Annotated in this window: 13 protein-coding genes; 7 read left to right on the top strand and 6 right to left on the bottom strand. The window is 71.0% G+C overall.

Annotation, left to right across the window (positions count from 1 at the left end; all coding sequences use genetic code 11):
* The first annotated feature begins 188 nt into the window (after positions 1-188).
* From pdhA to JT723_RS35870, 4 genes are read left to right on the top strand one after another with little or no spacing between them, the layout of a single operon-like run.
* Positions 189-1,124: a pyruvate dehydrogenase (acetyl-transferring) E1 component subunit alpha gene (gene pdhA / locus JT723_RS21540; RefSeq protein WP_205046376.1), complete on the top strand. Its 936-nt coding sequence runs from the start codon at positions 189-191 to the stop codon at positions 1,122-1,124.
* A complete protein-coding gene (locus tag JT723_RS21535) occupies positions 1,121-2,110 on the top strand; it encodes an alpha-ketoacid dehydrogenase subunit beta (RefSeq protein WP_205046375.1) in 990 nt (329 codons plus the stop codon). The genes pdhA and JT723_RS21535 overlap by 4 nt, the downstream gene beginning before the upstream one ends.
* A 1-nt stretch (position 2,111) precedes the next feature.
* Complete coding sequence (locus JT723_RS21530; RefSeq protein WP_205046374.1) at positions 2,112-3,578, top strand: dihydrolipoamide acetyltransferase family protein; 1,467 nt, start codon at positions 2,112-2,114, stop codon at positions 3,576-3,578.
* Positions 3,575-3,829 (top strand): acyl carrier protein, encoded by a 255-nt coding sequence (locus JT723_RS35870; RefSeq protein WP_205046373.1) that lies wholly within the window; start codon positions 3,575-3,577, stop codon positions 3,827-3,829. Before JT723_RS21530 ends, JT723_RS35870 begins: the two co-directional genes overlap by 4 nt.
* A 61-nt stretch (positions 3,830-3,890) precedes the next feature.
* Here the strand turns inward: JT723_RS35870 and JT723_RS36485 are convergent, their stop codons facing one another.
* Both JT723_RS36485 and JT723_RS21515 read right to left on the bottom strand, forming a co-directional pair.
* Complete coding sequence (locus JT723_RS36485; RefSeq protein ID WP_205046372.1) at positions 3,891-4,415, bottom strand: IS3 family transposase; 525 nt, start codon at positions 4,413-4,415, stop codon at positions 3,891-3,893.
* On the bottom strand, positions 4,412-4,711 hold the full coding sequence (locus JT723_RS21515; RefSeq protein ID WP_205046371.1) for a transposase: 300 nt from the start codon (positions 4,709-4,711) through the stop codon (positions 4,412-4,414). Before JT723_RS21515 ends, JT723_RS36485 begins: the two co-directional genes overlap by 4 nt.
* Positions 4,712-5,056: 345 nt before the next feature.
* Between JT723_RS21515 and ftsH the strand changes: the two genes are divergently transcribed.
* The 3 genes from ftsH to JT723_RS21500 all read left to right on the top strand — a co-directional run bounded on the left by ftsH (position 5,057) and on the right by JT723_RS21500 (position 8,292).
* Positions 5,057-6,895, top strand: coding sequence for an ATP-dependent zinc metalloprotease FtsH (gene ftsH, locus JT723_RS21510; protein WP_240165979.1), 1,839 nt, complete (start codon positions 5,057-5,059; stop codon positions 6,893-6,895).
* A gap of 66 nt (positions 6,896-6,961) precedes the next feature.
* Positions 6,962-7,483 carry a CBS domain-containing protein gene (locus tag JT723_RS21505; RefSeq protein ID WP_205046369.1) on the top strand — a complete coding sequence of 174 codons (522 nt, stop codon included), beginning with the start codon at positions 6,962-6,964 and terminating at the stop codon, positions 7,481-7,483.
* 329 nt (positions 7,484-7,812) lie between these two features.
* The gene (locus JT723_RS21500; protein ID WP_205046464.1) at positions 7,813-8,292 is read left to right on the top strand and encodes an Hsp20/alpha crystallin family protein; all 480 of its coding nucleotides are present in this window, start codon (positions 7,813-7,815) and stop codon (positions 8,290-8,292) included.
* Positions 8,293-8,990: 698 nt separating this feature from the next.
* Here JT723_RS21500 and JT723_RS21495 read toward each other — a convergent pair.
* The 4 genes from JT723_RS21495 to JT723_RS21480 all read right to left on the bottom strand — a co-directional run bounded on the left by JT723_RS21495 (position 8,991) and on the right by JT723_RS21480 (position 16,453).
* Positions 8,991-9,485, bottom strand: coding sequence for a GNAT family N-acetyltransferase (locus tag JT723_RS21495; protein ID WP_205046368.1), 495 nt, complete (start codon positions 9,483-9,485; stop codon positions 8,991-8,993).
* A gap of 166 nt (positions 9,486-9,651) precedes the next feature.
* Positions 9,652-12,090 (bottom strand): glycoside hydrolase family 65 protein, encoded by a 2,439-nt coding sequence (locus JT723_RS21490; RefSeq protein ID WP_205046367.1) that lies wholly within the window; start codon positions 12,088-12,090, stop codon positions 9,652-9,654.
* Entirely contained in the window at positions 12,087-14,777 is a 2,691-nt protein-coding gene (gene fdhF / locus JT723_RS21485; RefSeq protein WP_265934414.1) for a formate dehydrogenase subunit alpha, read from the bottom strand. The genes JT723_RS21490 and fdhF overlap by 4 nt, the downstream gene beginning before the upstream one ends.
* Entirely contained in the window at positions 14,765-16,453 is a 1,689-nt protein-coding gene (locus JT723_RS21480; protein ID WP_205046366.1) for an NAD(P)H-dependent oxidoreductase subunit E, read from the bottom strand. Before JT723_RS21480 ends, fdhF begins: the two co-directional genes overlap by 13 nt.
* Positions 16,454-16,607 lie beyond the last annotated feature (154 nt).

Genomic DNA, 16,607 nt, shown 5'->3' with positions numbered 1-16,607 from the left:
CTGCACGTGCCGCCAAACCCCAGTCCGCAAAAGCGCGGAGCGGCAAGGACGGCAAGGCTGCCCGGCACGCCTCGCGCAGCAAGAAGGCCGCGACCGGCAAGCGGCAGGACCCCAGCCGAGCACACGCTGGGGAACCGGCCCCCGAGCCCAGCGAAGCCGCGGGTCACCGCCACGGACTGCTGCGGGACATGCTGCTGATCCGCCGATTCGAGGAACGCTGCGTGGAGCTCTACAGCGGCGGCAAGGTCCGCGGATTCGTCCACCTGTGCATCGGCGAGGAGGCCGTCTCCGTCGGCGTACACAGAGCCCTTACCCCCCAGGACGCTGTGGTGAGCACGTACCGGGAACACGGCCACGCCCTGGCCCGGGGTCTGCCTGCCGAGGCGCTGTTCGCCGAGATGCTCGGACGGGTCACCGGATGCAGCCGGGGCCGCGGCGGATCGATGCACCTGTTCGACGCCTCGCACCGCTTCTACGGCGGTCACGCCATCGTCGCCGGCGGCTTGCCGGTGGCCACGGGCCTGGCGCTTGCCGATCGGATGCGGGGAACGGACCGGCTGGTCTGCTGCCTGTTCGGGGACGGAGCAATGGCCGAGGGCGAGTTCCACGAGACGGCCAACCTCGCCGCGCTGTGGGACCTGCCGCTGCTCTTCGTCTGCGAGAACAACCTCTATGCCATGGGCACCCCGCTCGCCCGGGAACACGCCAACATCGATCTGGCCGCCCGCGCCGCCTCGTACGGAATGACCGCCTGGGTGGTGGACGGCATGGACGTGCTGGCTGTCGAGCGGGCCGCGCACAAGGCCGTACGGGCCGTCCGCGACGGAGTGGGACCGGTCTTTCTGGAAATGCGCACCTACCGGTTCCGGGCGCATTCGATGTACGACCCCGATCTGTACCGGGACAAGGCGGAGGTCGAACACTGGAAGGAACGCGATCCCATTGCCCTGCTCCTCGGCCGGGTTCGGGCGGAGGACGGTTTCACCGACGCCGACGAGGAACGCCTCGAAGAAGAAGTGGCCCTCCAACTGGACCAGGCACTCGCCGCCGCCGAGCAGGGCGAACTGGAGCCCGTTTCCGATCTCCTGAAGTTCGTCAGCACCCCCACAGGGGAGGTGTCATGAGTCCGGACTCCACGAGCAACACCACCTACCGCGAGGAGCTCAGGGAGGCGATGCGTGAGGCCCTCGCGCGCGACGAACGGGTCTTCCTGATGGGCGAGGACGTGGGTCGCTACGGCGGTGCCTTCGGCGTCAGCCTCGGCCTGATCGACCAGTTCGGACCGGACCGCGTACGCGACACCCCGCTTTCGGAGTCCGCCTTCGTCGGCGCGGGCATCGGCGCCGCCATCGCCGGGATGCGCCCCATTGTGGAGATCATGACCGTCAACTTCAGCCTCCTGGCCCTTGACCAGATCTTGAACAACGCGGCGACTTTGCTGCACATGTCCGGCGGCCAGGTGGCTGTACCCCTGGTGATCCGCATGACGACCGGCGCCGGCCGGAGACTCGCCGCCCAGCATTCGCACAGCCTGGAGGGCTGGTACGCACACATCCCGGGAATCCGCGTTTTGGCCCCCGCGACGCTGGAAGACGCCCGCTACATGCTCGCATCCGCGCTCGCCGACCCCGACCCGGTACTGATCTTCGAGCATGGCTCCCTTTACAACCTCTCGGGCCAACTGGACACCGGCTGCGGTCCAGTGGACCTCGACACCGCCGCGATCCGCCGGCCCGGCAACGACGTAAGCCTCATCACCCACGGAGGGTCGCTCGGGAAGACACTGCAGGCGGCGGACCGGCTCGCCGAGGAGGGGATCGACGCGGAAGTGATCGACCTGCGGACGCTGCGGCCGCTGGACGACACCACGATCCTCGGATCGGTCCGGCGCACCCACCGGGCGGTCGTGATCGACGAGGGGTGGCGGACCGCCGGGCTCTCGGCGGAAGTGGCGACCAGAATCGCCGAACAAGGCTTCTACGACCTTGACGCACCGGTGGAACGGGTCTGCGGCGCGGAAGTGCCCACCCCTTACGCGGCGCAACTCGAAGAAGCAGCACTACCGCAAACTGACGGCATCGCCGCTGCGGCGCGCAGGACGGTCGGTTGAGATGGCGGAGTTCACCATGCCCTCGCTGGGCGCCGACATGACCGAAGGCACACTGATCGAGTGGCTGGTCGGTCCCGGTGACCGGGTCCGCAAGGGCGACATCGTCGCCGTCGTCGACACCACCAAATCAGCCATCGAAGTGGAATGTTTCGAAAGCGGAGTGGTCGACCGGTTGCTGGTCGAGACCGGCGCCACCGTCCCGGTCGGCACATCCCTGGCCGTCATCTCCCCGGCCGGTGAAGAAGCGGCCGGCCTCACGCCCGAAGCCCCTGAGGCAGTCAGCCGGAAGCAGCCGGCCAGCCCGCCCGCAGCGGCGACGACGCCGCCGCCGCCGTCAGCATCACCCGAGGCAGGACAATCTGGCGGGACCGTCGCGGCAACACCGCTCGTCCGCCACCAGGCCGAAGAGGCAGGGCTGGACCTGGCTGCCGTCCACGGCACCGGTCCGGGCGGACGAGTCACTCGCGCCGACGTGTCGAGGGAAGCGGCCGCCGAGCGGCCGCCCAGCACAGCGGTCAAGGAGGAGCCCGCAGGACGCGGACGGGTCAGAGCCACCCCGCTGGCCAGGCGCACCGCGGCAGAGACAGGCATCGAACTGGCCGCTGTCACCGGCACCGGCCGGGACGGCGCAGTACGCGTCGCGGACGTACGTGCTGCCGCCGCGAAGAGGGCACGAACCGCCCCCGAAAGCGTCGCGGGCCAACGGGAAGCACTCCTAGCCCGGCCGGAAGCCGCGGGCGCCGGGCCGCACAAGGCCGAGACCGGGCGGGACGCGGCGACCACCGTCCACGATGCCGCCGCCCGGCTGACCGCCATGCGGCGGACCACCGCCGATTTGATGACCCGCTCCAAACGGGAAATCCCCCATTACTACCTGTCCACCACCGTGGACCTCGGAAGAGCCGTGGCATGGCTGCGGGAGCGCAACCGCGAACTCCCTGTGCCGAAACGGCTGGTCACCACCGCGGTGCTGCTCAAGGCCACCGCCCTCGCCGCCCGGCACGTGCCACAGCTCAACGGCTTCTGGACTCCCGACGGCTTCGGCGGCGAAGCCGCCGTCCACCTCGGTGTGGCGGTGTCCCTGCGGGGCGGCGGGTTGGTGGCCCCAGCCATCCGCGACGCCGCCGATCTTCCCCTGCCCGAGGTCATGGCGCGGCTGCGGGACCTGGTCGCCCGTGCCCGCACAGGCCGCCTGCGGGCATCTGAGACGGCTTCGGCGACCATCACGGTAACCAATCTGGGCGACCAGGGCGTCGAGGCGGTGTTCGGCGTGATCTATCCGCCCCAGGTCGCGCTCGTCGGACTGGGCAAGGTCGTGGAGCGCCCGTGGGCGGTGAACGGACTGCTCGGCGTCAGACCGGTGGTCACCGCGACCTTGTCCGCCGACCACCGGGCCAGCGACGGCTCCACCGGGGCCCGCTTCCTGGCTGCACTGGACAGCTGGGCGCAGAAACCGGAGGAACTGTGAACAGTGAGCAGGCGACCGTACTCGTCAAGGACATCCTCACCGGCATCGTCCCCGACGCCGACTTCGGCCCTATCGGGCCGGACACCGACTTCCGGCAGGCACTTGAACTGGACTCGCTGGACTTCCTCAGTTTCGTCGAACAGCTCTCGGAACAGGCCCACTGCCGACTGGACGAGGACGACTACGCGCGCCTCACCACGTTGGGCAGCAGCACCGAGTTGCTCATCGAGCGCACAGCGTCCGGGGATTGAACCTCAGCCGTCGGCAGCGACGAACGGTGCGGACGAGACCGCCCGCAGTGCTGTGCCATGGTCAGGTGTCAGCCCGGTTCCATGGAGGGGCGGCGGAAAACCTGGGCCTGTCCGGTGCCGTGGGGGCGTACGACCGCAAGTGCCTGAGCGACCGCGGACTGGGCAGATAGGTGATGTCGCCGACCAGGCGCGTTCCAGGACGGGCCGCAGTGAAGTCGCGGCTGATCAGGTCCGGTGCGGGCCGCGCCCGCTTGTCTGGGCGGGTCAGCGAGTGGCGCCGGCGGCGGGTGATCCCGGTGATGCCGCGTTCGCGCATCAGCCGCTCGACCCGCTTGTGATTCACGCCGTGGCCCAGCCGCCGCAGTTCAGCATGCACGCGAGGGACGCCGTAGGCGCCCCTGGAGGCAAGGTGGACCACCGTGATCTCGAGCGCGAGCGCCTCGTCGGCCTGCTTCCTCGCATGGCGGGCCTCCTGCCCGTTGGCCCAGGCATAGAAGGAGGAGCGGGGCACGCCGAGGATGCGGCACAACAAGGTGACCGGGTAGGTGGCCTTCTCCGCCGCAATGAACCGGTAGACATCGCTCACCGGTCGCTCTCCCGCGCGAAGAAGGCCGTCGCTTTTTTCAGGACCTCGATGGTCTTCTGCTGTTCGAGGTTCTGCCGGCGCAGGCGACGCAACTCCTCGTGTTCAGCGCTGGTCAGCTCGCCCGTGGCGCCCTCACCGCGGTCGGCCTTGTCCTGCTTGACCCAGCTCCGCAGGCCCTCCGGACTCACGCCCAGGTCCCGGGCCACCTCGGTGACCGTCTTATCGGAGGACCGGGCCAACGCCACGGCGTCCCGCTTGAACTCCTCCGAGTACCGCTTGCCCTGCTTGTTGCTCACCTGGCTCTACTTCCTCTGGAACCTCACGTCCCAGTCTCCAGGTGTCCAGGTCCACGGGGAAGCTTCAGATGAGACGGCAGTACCGAGTTGTGCTGCCGCGAAACGGCTCGCGGCGCGTCCCGCCCTGCGAATGGTGCGGTGAGCGTCGATGCTGGAGGAAGGGCCGCACGCTTGCGGCAAGTGTTCCCACGGGAAAGGGCCGGGACGGGAAACCGTGGTCAGTCGGAGAGTGGTGCAGTGATCACATCGGTCCGCCTGCCGGGTCGACACTGGACCCGCTCGGCGAAGCCGGGGCCTCCCCGTGAGCCGCTGAAGCCGCCGTCGGCGTCCCCCGGCCCTTCCCTCATGCGCTGGCTGCTGCCCGTCGTAGCGCTCATCGTGCTGATCGTGGTCCTGGTCCGGACGATCCCGTCGGCGCCGGTCACCACCGTCTCGTACAGCGCCTTCACCCAGAAGGTGGGAGCCGGCCAGGTCAAGGCGGTCGACATCAACGCCAACGGCGCGGTGAGCGGAACCCTCAAAGACGGCAGAACCTTCACGACCCAGATCCCCACCGTGCTGGACACCAGCCACCTCGACCAGCTCCTGCGCACGCAGAAAGTGGAAGTCACCGGCTCCCGGACCACCAGCGGCGGGGGCGGGTGGGTGACTCTGGCATTCCTGCTCGTGCCGCTGCTGCTCATCGGCGGCCTGTTCCTGTGGACCGGCCGCCGGGCCGGACGGGCCTTGAGCGGAGGCCTCAGCGCCATGGGACGCTCCAAAGCGAAGATCATCGAGGCCGAGCGTCCGACGACCCGGTTCACCGACGTCGCCGGATACGAAGGGGTCAAGCAGGAGATCAGCGAGATCGTCGACTTCCTGCGCAACCCCGAGCGGTACGCGCTGGCCGGGGCCACCGGGCCGCGCGGCGTGCTCATGGTGGGCCCACCCGGCACCGGCAAGACCCTCATCGGGCGCGCCGTCGCCGGCGAGGCGGAGGTGCCGTTCCTGTCAGTGACCGGGTCCGCGTTCGTGGAGATGTTCGTGGGCGTCGGGGCGTCGCGGGTCCGCGATCTGTTCGGCGAAGCACGTAAACGGGCGCCCTCGATCATCTTCATCGACGAGATCGACGCCGTCGGCAGCCGCCGCGGCACCGCACGGCTGGGCGGCAACGACGAACGCGAGCAGACCCTGAACCAGCTCCTCGCGGAGATGGACGGATTCGACCAGAGCAGCGGCATCGTGGTATTGGCCGCCACCAACAGGCCCGAGTCCCTCGATCCCGCGCTTCTACGACCCGGCCGTTTCGACCGGCATGTGACCGTGCCCCTGCCCAACCAGACAGAAAGGGCCGCGATCCTCGCGGTACACGCCCACGGAAAGACCGTGGCACCCGACGTCGACTGGAACGTCATCGCCCGTGCCACGCCCGGCTTCTCCGGGGCCGACCTCGCCAACCTGCTCAACGAGGCCGCCATCAACGCCGTCCGGGCCGGAGGCACCGTCATCGACGCCCAAGGCCTCGACGACGCCCGCGACCGCGTACTGCTCGGACGCCGGGAGTCCTCCAACGCCCTGCTTCCCGAGGAACGGCACGCGGTCGCCGTCCACGAATCCGGGCATGCCCTGGTAGCGGCGCTGTGCGAGCACGCAGACCCTGTCGCGAAAGTGACCATCCTGCCATCGGGTCCGGCGCTGGGCGCCACCGAACAGCTACCCGAGGCCGAGCGGCACCTGTACACCGAGGGCTACCTGACCGACCTGCTCGCCGTACGGCTCGGCGGGCGCGCCGCGGAACTGGTCGTCTTCGGCGAGGGCTCGACCGGCGCCGCCGACGACCTCGCCGGCGCCACCCAGATCGCCGCCCGCATGATCCGTGAATTCGGCCTGTCCCCGGCCCTCGGCCCCGTGGGCTACGGGACAGGAGCACACCGGCTCGGAACCGAAACCGCCGAGGAGCCACTGCGACGGCCTTACTCGGAGCAGACCCAGCGCCTCATCGACGAAGAGACCGCCCGCCTGGTCAGACAGGCCGAAGGACAAGCGGTCGGCCTGCTGCGGGAGCACCGTTCCGCGCTGGACGCCCTGGCCGACGTGCTCGCAGCCCGCGAGACGGTCGACGGGACCGTGGTCCTTGACGTACTGAGGCGGAACAGGCGAGGCGACGACGGACTCCCCGGCACCGGGAAGGTCCAGGAAACCTGACGACCCGGCCGCGACGCCGTGACGGGCGATGCGGCCGGGCGCTCGCCGAGCACCGAGGAGGCACTTATGAGACAGCAACCGGGACCGGAGCAGCGGGAATTCATGCTTCGCACGGTCGCGGAGGTCATGCGCACCGACCCGGTGACGATCGCCGCCGGCGAAACCGTGCTCATGGCCTGGGAACTGCTGGAGCGGTCCGGCCGCCGCCACCTCCCGGTCATGCGGCCTGACGGCCGGTGCGTCGGCCTGCTGGACCGGGCAGACCTCGCGGTGGCCTGCGCAGCCCCGGCCACATCACTGACCGCGCTACGGGTGGGCGACCTGGTGCTCGGGCGCCGGCCGGCGGTCGTTCACGCCGGGGAGAGCGTCCGCCGAGCGGTCAGACGAATGTCCTCCACCGGGGCGGAGGCCCTGCCAGTGCTGGGCGACAACGGAAGTCTCGTGGGTCTGCTGACCGCCCCCGACCTGATAGCCGCCCTGGCCGGCCATGCTCCGCCCGAAGAACCCGCGCACCCGTGGGAGGTACCGTTCCCCGTGATGCCCGGCCTACCGCCCAAACGACGCAACCGCACGACCGGGGTACCGTGACCTACGCGATGCCGTGACCGGAACGACCTGGGCCGTGAGCGCTGAGGTTGTGACGTCGACCCGTCGCCACAGAACCATGCAAGCCCACTCACCCGCGCTGGCACAGGGCCGATCGGGCGCCGATGGGGCCACTCGGCCCGAGCTACCGGCCCTCCGGTCATGCCCCTGGCACGGCGGCGAAGCGGAGCCGGCGTCAAGGCCAGGGTGGCAGGAGCGTCCCCGGATCTGGACGCGAACTTTCCGGCTCCGGACGCCCGATTCGCGAGGGCGACCCGGTCGGCGCAGAGTGGAAATAGAACTGATTGCTGTCCTTCGCGGAGGTGAAGACCATGACTTTGCCCGTTCACCACAGGCCCGGCCGTTCTCCGGAGAGGCCGTTCCCCGCGGCGGCCTGGAGTGATCCCCTGACCGTCGAATTCGACGAGTTGTTCGAACGGATGAACCGGTTGCTGGAATCGACCGGTGGTCTGCCTTCACCGGCCGGAACCTGGTCGCCCTCGGCCGATGTGTACGAGAAGGACGACGCCTACGTAGTGGAGGCTGAGCTGCCCGGGATCACGCGTGAGGACATCAATGTCGAGTTCAGTGAACGGGAGTTGCGCGTCATCGGGGAGTACAAGGAACGGGAACGTGAAGGGGTGCTGCGCCGGAGCACCCGGCGGACCGGGCACTTCGAGTATCGGGCCGTGTTGCCGACCGATGTGAAAGCCGACGGAATCACGGCATCTCTTACCGATGGCGTGCTGACCGTGACTGCCCCGAAGGCAGAAGCGACCAAACCGCAGCACATCGAGATCACAGAAGGCTGACCGGCGGATTCCGAGCGCGGAAAACCGCTCCGTCCATTCTGGCCGGTGCCGTCGTCGTGGCGGCGCCGGAGCAGCCCGTTCCGTGCCGGCAGATCACCCGGGATGAAGGTGAAATGATCGAAATCTCGACAGGCACATACGCCCTTATCGCCCCCGATGAGGGCCTCGAATTCCGTGACGGCGACCCGATTGCGACGCGTGCAGCAGACGCAGCGCGAGGCCGCACCGCCGGCTTCCTCGGCCTTCCAGTGGGTGGCGGCAAGGCCATCGGTGAACCGCCGAGCCCACAGCGACGGCTCGCTCCATGGCGGCCGCCTCTCGTATCGTCGAAAGTCGGTGTGACGGTGAACGTGGGCGCCCGCCCGGACGACCGGCACGTCGGCGTCCTCACGAGGTACCGCCTTTCCACCGAGGAGTACCGCACAACGTGCCGTGGTGCATGCCCGTCCCCCGGCGGATCTTTCCTTCGGCGTAGTCGGCGCAGGTAGGGGTCGTATGCCTGCCGGGGAGCGACACGGATGCGTACGTCCACTGACAGCACCGCTTCGGGGCGTGCGACGACCGGGTTGAGGTCGGCCTCCACGAGCTGCGCAGGTCGCAGGCCAGCGCCGACAGGCGCAGCAGAAGACTTTAAGGGGGCAAGGCTTGCGATGTCAGCGGTGCGGCCCCGCTGGTCGATTGCCGACAGGTATTCCTCGTCAGGTGTCAGGGCGATGGTGATGTGCACTTCGTCGTCCTCGTGCCGGCACTGGGCGGCCAGGCCGAGGTCGGCGATGAGGCGCTGCATCAGGTGGTTGGAGGCAAGTGTGTCTGCCGTGAAGGCGGTGATGCCTGCCTGCCTGCCTGGCCGCGTCGCCGAGGTGTTCGACGAGCAGCGTGCCGACCCCGCGCTGGTGGAAGTCGTCGGCGACGGCCGACGAGATCTCCGCGACCGTGCGGCCGGAGGTGACCTCGTACTCCGCGATACCGATGATCCGGTCGCCATGGACGGCGACCAGCGCGCGGTGCCCTCGCCGTGGTGGCGCGAGCATCCAGTCGGCGGCCTCGTGCCCGGGACGGCGGCCGGCGCCGAAGAACCGCAGTCGGCGGTTCTCGGCGGACATGTCGTCGTACAGCCGCAGGAGCCCCTCGTGGTCGCCCGGCAGCGCGGACCGGATGAGCACGGTTTCACCGTCGGAGAGCAGCGCGTGCACCCCGGCCTCCGCCGCTCGTGTGCCGGCCATGGCGATCCCCTTTCTGTGTGCTCCCGTTTCTGTGTGCTCCCGTCTCTGTGTGCTCCCGCCTGCACGGTGTGGCGCGGCGCCCGCTGCGGGCGGGAGCCGTCCGGGCCTTCCGCCGGATCGGGCAGCCCCGTGGCGCTCACCGGCGCGGCCCATGGCCGCTGAGCTCGTCGTGGCCGCTTGCCAGGGGGAAGCGGAGGGTGGTGCCCGGCCGGAGTTCGGCGGTCTCGTCGCGGCAGGAGACCTTGATGGCCCGGTGCACGCCGCTGCCCGCGGTCACCTGCACGCGGTGGCCGCTGATGTGCAGTGTCAGGAGATGCTGCCGGTAGCGGACGGTGAGTTCGAGGACACCGAGCTCCTGCGGCCAGAAGGGGTTGAGGACCAGCCGGTCGGCGCGTGTCTCCAGACCGGAGAAACAGCGCTGCAGGAGGTCCACGCTGCCTGCCATGGCCGCCAGGTGGATGCCTTCGGGGGTGGTGCCGCCCTGGATGTCTGTGAGGTCGGAGCGCAGGGCGCGCCGGTAGAACTCCATCGCGCGTTCCCGGTGGGCGCGTGCCAGGACCCAGGCATGGACGACCGCGCTGAGTGTGGAGCCGTGCGAGGTCCTGGCAAGGTAGTAGTCGATGGTGCGGGGGATGGCGTCGGGCTTGAGCGGGTATCCCATGTGCCGCAGGAGCTGGCCGAGTTCGTCCGCTGACAGCAGGTAGAAGAGCATGAGGGCATCGGCCTGTTTGGACGCCTTGTAGCGGTTGACGCTCTCGCCCTCGGCCTCCAGGATCCGGTCCAGACGACGGATGTCCCCGTAGCGCTGCCGGTATGCGTCCCAGTCCAGTTCTTCCAGGTGCTCGTAACCCTCGAACTGGCTGAACACGCCGTCGTCGTGGAAGGGGACGTACATCGCGCGGGTGACGTGGCGCCAGCGCTCCAGTTCCACCGAGTGGAGTTCCAGGGTGTCGGTGAGGTCGGCGCGGGCCTGTTCGGGAAGTGCGGCCAGGGCGTCCAGGGCGCGCAGGATCACCCAGACGGCCATGACGTTGGTGTAGGCGTTGTTGTCGATGCCGCCGCTGTCGTCGGCCGTGTAGCCGGTGTGGAACTCGTCGGGGCCCATGACGCCACGGATGACGTAGCGGGCCCGGCCGGGATCCCAGGTGGCGGCGCTGGCCCAGAAGCGGGCGATCTCCAGGAGCATCTCGGCTCCGTGGTGGGTGAGGAACTCCCGGTCGCCGGTCGCCTGGTAGTACTGCCAGATGTTGTAGGCGACGGCGCTGCCGATGTGGTGCTGGCGCCAGGTGGGGTCGGGGTTCCAGCGGCCGGAGAGCGGGTTGAGGTGCAGCCGCTGGCTTTCCTCGCGGCCGTCGCTGCCGGATTGCCAGGGGAACATGGCACCCTTCAGGCCCGCCTCGCGTGCCGCCTGCCGCGCCTCGGGCAGGCGGCGGTGACGGTAGCGCAGCAGTGCCCGGGTCAGATCCGGCAGGCGCAGGTTCAGCACCGGGAAGACGAACAGCTCATCCCAGAAGACGTGTCCGCGGTAGGCCTCCCCGTGCAGGCCCCTGGCCGGCACGCCTACATCGAGGTCGGCGGTGTGCGGCGAGAGGGTCTGCAGCAGATGCAGCAGATGCAGGCGGACGACCCGCTGCGCGTCGTCGTCGCCGGTGACCGTGACGCGGAACCTTGGCCACAGGCGGCGCCAGGCCCGTACATGGTCGCGGTGCAGTGCGTCGAACCCGTCCAGCCGGCCCAGCCAGCGGGCCGCGTCGGCGGCGGGCTCGCCGATGGCGCGGTCACGGGCTGTGAAGACGGTCACCACCTTCTCCAGCCGCACCGGCTCGCCCTGCGTGACGTCCACGGCCAAGTCGTGCCCGATCCATCCCGTACCACCCAGCAGGCGGCCGTGGCCGGCGGCCGGCTCGCGCCCGCCGCAGGACACGGTGCGGGCGGCTATGGCCACCTCGATCCCGGACTGGTTGGTCCGCACCTCCAGCAGGACCGAGTCGTCGGACAGGTGCTCGGCGCGCACCGCTTCCAGATGCTGCGCCGGCAGGTCACGGTAGCGCGCGACCAGGCAGTTGCGCACCCTGCCGTCGAGCAGAGACCGGAACTCCAGTGAGCCGGACCAGTCCTCCGGTACGACAGTCACCTCGGCGGCGCACGCGTGCGCGAACGCCATGCTGGCGAATCGCCGCCAGGTGACCGCGGTCGTACGCCCCCGCTCGTCACGGAACCGCAGCCACCGGGTCAGGACTGCCTCGCGCAGGTCCAGGCACTGCCGGTAGTCCAGGAGCTGCGCGGTGCCGGCGTCGAACCACGGCCCGCCGTCGATGCGGAACGTCACCGCCGGCCAGTGCGGCAGGTTCACCAGGCTCTCGTTGGCCACGTCCTGGCCGGCGATACGGGAGGACAGCCGGTTGTAGATCCCGGCCGCGTACGTGCCCGGGTAGTGCACCCCGCCGGGCACCGCCTCCGCCGCCGCGCCACGCGTGGCGAGGTATCCGTTCCCCACCGTGCACAGCGCCTCACGCAGCGGCTCGTCCTGCGGGGCGTAGCCCTCGTAGGACAACGTCCACGCGTTCGCCGTCACGGCGCGCCCACCCGCACGGCCGTGACCTTGTACTCGGGACAGGACGTGACGGTGTCCGCGTGACCGGAGGTCAGGCTGTTGACGCCGCTGGCGGGGAAGTGGAAGGAGCAGAAGACCTGGCCGGGTGCCACCTGCTCACCGACCCGGGCGATGAGCCGTGCCCTGCCGTGCCTGCTCTCCACCGTGACCGGCGCACCGTCCCGGAGCCCGTAGCGGGCGGCGTCGTCGGCGTGCAGGTCCAGCACGTCGGCCGGGTCCAGGCTGAGGTTGCCGCCGCGCCGGGTCATGCTGCCTGAGTTGTAGTGCGCCCAGCGGCGCCCGGTGACCAGGACCAGCGGATACGCCGCGTCGGGCTGCTCACCGGGCGGGAGGTACGGGGCGGCCGACAGGTGCGCCCGGCCGTCGGGAGTGGCGAACCGCTCGCGGTACAAGGTGGCCTCCCCCGGGCGGTCGGGGCCGGGGCAGGGCCACGGCACGGCGCCCTCACGGTCCAGCCGGTCGTGGGAGATGCCCCCGAAGACGGGGGCGAGTCGCGCGCACTCGGCCAGGGCGTCGGCCGGTGTCGGACAGCCCAGGTCCACGCCCAGCACCCCGGCCAGGGCGTGCACGACCGCGAAGTCGGTCCGGGCCTGATCCGGCGGGGGTACGGCTGGGCGGACCCGCTGGAAGCGGCGGTCGAAGTTGACGAAGGTGCCGTCCTTCTCCAGCCACGATGCGACCGGCAATACCACGTCGGCGTGCCGGGCGGTCTGCGACAGGAACAGTTCACTGCAGACGACCAGGGGGCAGGCGTCCAGTGCCCGGGCCACCTGGCTGGTGTCGGGGTCGGTGGCGCAGACGTCCTCCCCGATGATCCACAGGGCGCGCAGGCGTCCGTCGCGCGCCGCGGTGAACATCTCCGGGATCCGCAGGCCCGGCCGCTGCGGAACGGGCACGCCCCAGACCTCCCGTGCCCGGGCGCGGACGGCAGCGTCGGTCACCTTCCCGTAGCCGGGCAGGACATCGGGCAGCGCGCCCATGTCGGAGGCGCCCTGGACGTTGTTCTGCCCTCGCAGCGGGTTCACCCCGAAACCCCGGCCGGTGCCGACGGCGCCGCGCAGGATCGCCAGGTTGGACAGTGCCCGGACGCCGTCGGTTCCGTGGAGGTGTTCGGTGACACCCAGACCGTAGAAGATCGCGGGGAGTTCGGCCCGCCCGTAGAGCCGGGCGGCGGTGATCAGGTCGGCTGCCGGGACACCGGTGATGTCGGCGACCCGGTCGGGCGGGTAGTCGGCGAGCAGTTCGGTGAGTTCGGGCAGCCCGGTGGCCCGCTCCCGCAGGAAGTCCGAGTCTGTCAGGCCCTCGGCGAGGAGCACGTGGGCGAGTCCGTGGAAGAGGGCGACATTGGTGCCGGGGCGGGGGCGCAGGTGGACGTCCGCGTGCTCGGCCAGGCCGACGGCCCGAGGGTCGACGACGACCAGACTGGCGCCGCGCAGGGCGCCTTGCAGGAGGCGGGCGCCGACCACCGGGTGGGCCTCGACAGGGTTGGCGCCGACGACGAGCAGACAGTCGGCGCGTTCGGCGTCGTCGAAGCTGTCGGTGCCGCCGGACAGTCCGAAGGAGGCGGTCAGCCCGGCCGCGGACGGGGAGTGGCACAGCCGTGAGCAGTTGTCGACGTTGTTGGTGCCGATGGCGACCCGCATGAACTTCTGGACGAGGTAGTTCTCCTCGTTGGTGGCGCGAGCGGAGGAGATCGCCGCCACGGCGTCAGGGCCGCCCGCCACTACGGCCGCCCGCAAGCCGTCGGCGACGCGGTCCAGCGCCTCGTCCCAGCCGGTGGGTTCGAGGCGGCCGTCGCGGCGGACCAGGGGCTGGGTGAGCCGTTCCGGGGAGGTGAGGTATCCGTGGGCGAAGCGGCCCTTGACGCAGGCGTGGCCCCGGTTGACCGAGCCGTCCCGGGCGGGCAGGACGGCGGTGACCGCACCGGCGGAGGTGAGGACGTCGAGCGTGCAGCCGACGCCGCAATAGCCGCAGGTGGTCCGGGTCAGGGCGTCGCCGGTGGCGGTGCCGGAGGTCAGTCCACGGGCCGGGCCGGGCTCGGTGATCGCGCCGGTCGGGCAGGTGTCGACGCAGCCGCCGCAGGCCACGCAGTCGGACCCGGCCCACGGCCCGCCGGTGCCGGGGGCGACGACGGTGTCCGCGCCCCGGCCGGTGAGCGTGAGGGCGAAGGTGCCCTGCACCTCGGAGCACATCCGCACGCACCGGCCGCAGGCGATGCACAGGTCGCGGTCCAGGTGGACGAACGGGTGGGAGTCGTCCCCGCCCCCGCCGCCCGCCCCTGCCGCCGTCTCGGGCCCGATGCCCAGGGACCGGCAGATGTGCGCCAGTTCAGTGGGGTTGTCGGCGGCCAGTGCCCGGGGCGGGAGGGCGGAGACGATGACCTCCACCGCGTCCCGGCGCAGCTCCCGCAGGTCCTCGGTGGCTGTTTCGACCCTGGTGCCCAGGGATGCCGGGGTGACACAGGCCGCCGCGATCCTCCCGTCCGCCCGTACCAGGCAGGTACGGCACGACCCGGCGGGGCTCAGCCGGTCGTCATGGCACAGCGCGGGCACCTCGGCCCCCGCCGCACGAGCCGCTGCCAGCAGCGAGGCTCCCTCAGGTACCTCGACAGCCGTACCGTCGACCTCGATCCCGATCACTGGTCCCACCCGGCGAGCTCCCGCCCGTAAGCACCGGCCAGGCTGCGCACCGCGGACGGGATCCGCCGCCCGAAGGCGCACAGACTCGCTTCCGCCAGGACGCGGGACAGGCGCCGGTATTCCTCGCCGGGCGGACCGTCCGGCGAGGAAGCCATCTCCAGGCCCCGCCGGGAGCCCACCCGGCAGGGTGAACAGGCACCGCAGCTCTCGGCGGCCGCGAACTCCCAGATGTGCCGCAGCACGTCGTGCGGTGCCACGGTCCGGTCGAAGGCGACCAGCCCGGCGTGGCCGAGCGCGGCGCCCCGGGCCGCCAGACCTGCCTCGGACAGCGGTACGTCCAGCGCGTCGCCGGCGAGGAACCCGCCGAGCGGCCCGCCGATCTGAAGCGCCGCCAGTTCGGCACCGTCCTTCAGGCCACCGCCCAGTCCGGTGACGATCCGCTCCACCGGGGTGCCGAGTTCGACCTCGTACGCGCCCGGCCGGGCGAACCGTTCGGACAGGCACACCAGCTTCGTCCCGGTCTCGCCCGCGGTGCCGCGCCGGGCGTACGCCGCCCCGCCGCGGCGGACGATCCACGGGACGGCCGCGAGGGTCTCGACGTTGTTCACCACCGTCGGCACGTCCCACAGACCGCGTTCGGTCGGGTACGGCGGGCGCGGCCGGGCACAGCCCCGGCCGCCTTCCAGCCCCGCGATCAGCGCGGTCTCCTCGCCCGCCACGTACGACCCGGCGCCCGCGACGACCTGGACGTCCAGTGCCGTCGCCGTCCCGTGCACGGAGGTGCCGAGGTGGCCGTCCGCATACGCCCGGTCGACGGCCTCGCGCAGCCGGACCAGCGCCCGCGGATACTCAGAACGCACCAGCACCATGCCCCGCCGGGCTCCGCAGGCGAAGCAGGCCAGCGCCAGCCCCTCCAGGACCAGCTCTGGGTCGGCCTCCATCAGCAGTCGGTCGGCGTAGGAGCCCGGATCGCCCTCGTCGCCATTGGCGATGACCATCGTGCCGGGACGGCGTCCTGCCGCCGCCCATTTCGCGGCCACATTGAAACCCGCACCGCCACGCCCCCGCAGCCCGGATGCAGCCACCTCCCGCTGCACGTCATCGGGGGTTCGGGTGGCGACCACCTCGGGCCACACCCGCCAGGCGGGCTCACCACCCAGCGCGCCACCCAGCAGAACCGGGTCGCCGGTGTCGTCGGCGGCCGGAATCTGCGGCGCGCAGGACGGCTCCCGTCCGGCGAGCTGACCGGCCAGGTCCACGCCTGTACAGGGCGTGTCGCCGTCGAGCGCCGCGGGACCCGTATAGCAGTACCCCAGGCAGCGGACGGCCTGCAGCGACGTGCCGCCGTCCGGCGAGGCCGTGCCCGCGGCGACACCCAGCGCCCGCTCGGCGCCGATGAGGTGACGGCCGCCCTGCGCGGCGAAGCACGCCGTCGCGGTACAGACACGGACGTGACGGCTGCCGTGCGGGGCGTCGAGGTCGGCGTAGAAGGAAGCCGGACCCAACCCGGCGGCGGCGGGCAATCCGGCCCGGCCCGCGACGGCCGGAGCCCACACCTCGGGACCGTGCACCGTGCCCGTCCTCGCCGCGGACAGAGAACTCGTCAGGCGCTCGCCGGGCCGTCCACGCCGGTCGGCCAGGGCGCGGAACGCATCGAAACGGTCGGTGGGGCCGACAGGGGTCATGTCCTCATCGTGAAGGCTTGCCCAATTGCCCGCAATCCAGACGATTCGCTGGCGCGACTCGGGTGCGCGGCGACGACGGCTGCGAGGCCGTCGGAGCGGCGCCCGTCGGCTGTGGCCTGCACCCCGCGAGCCGTCGGCGGGCGTTGTGCTGCCT

The organism is Actinacidiphila bryophytorum, assembly GCF_016916835.1.
Lineage (GTDB): Bacteria > Actinomycetota > Actinomycetes > Streptomycetales > Streptomycetaceae > Actinacidiphila > Actinacidiphila bryophytorum.
Note: the sequence above shows the minus strand (reverse complement) of the source record. Positions and strands in the feature narration are given on the sequence as shown.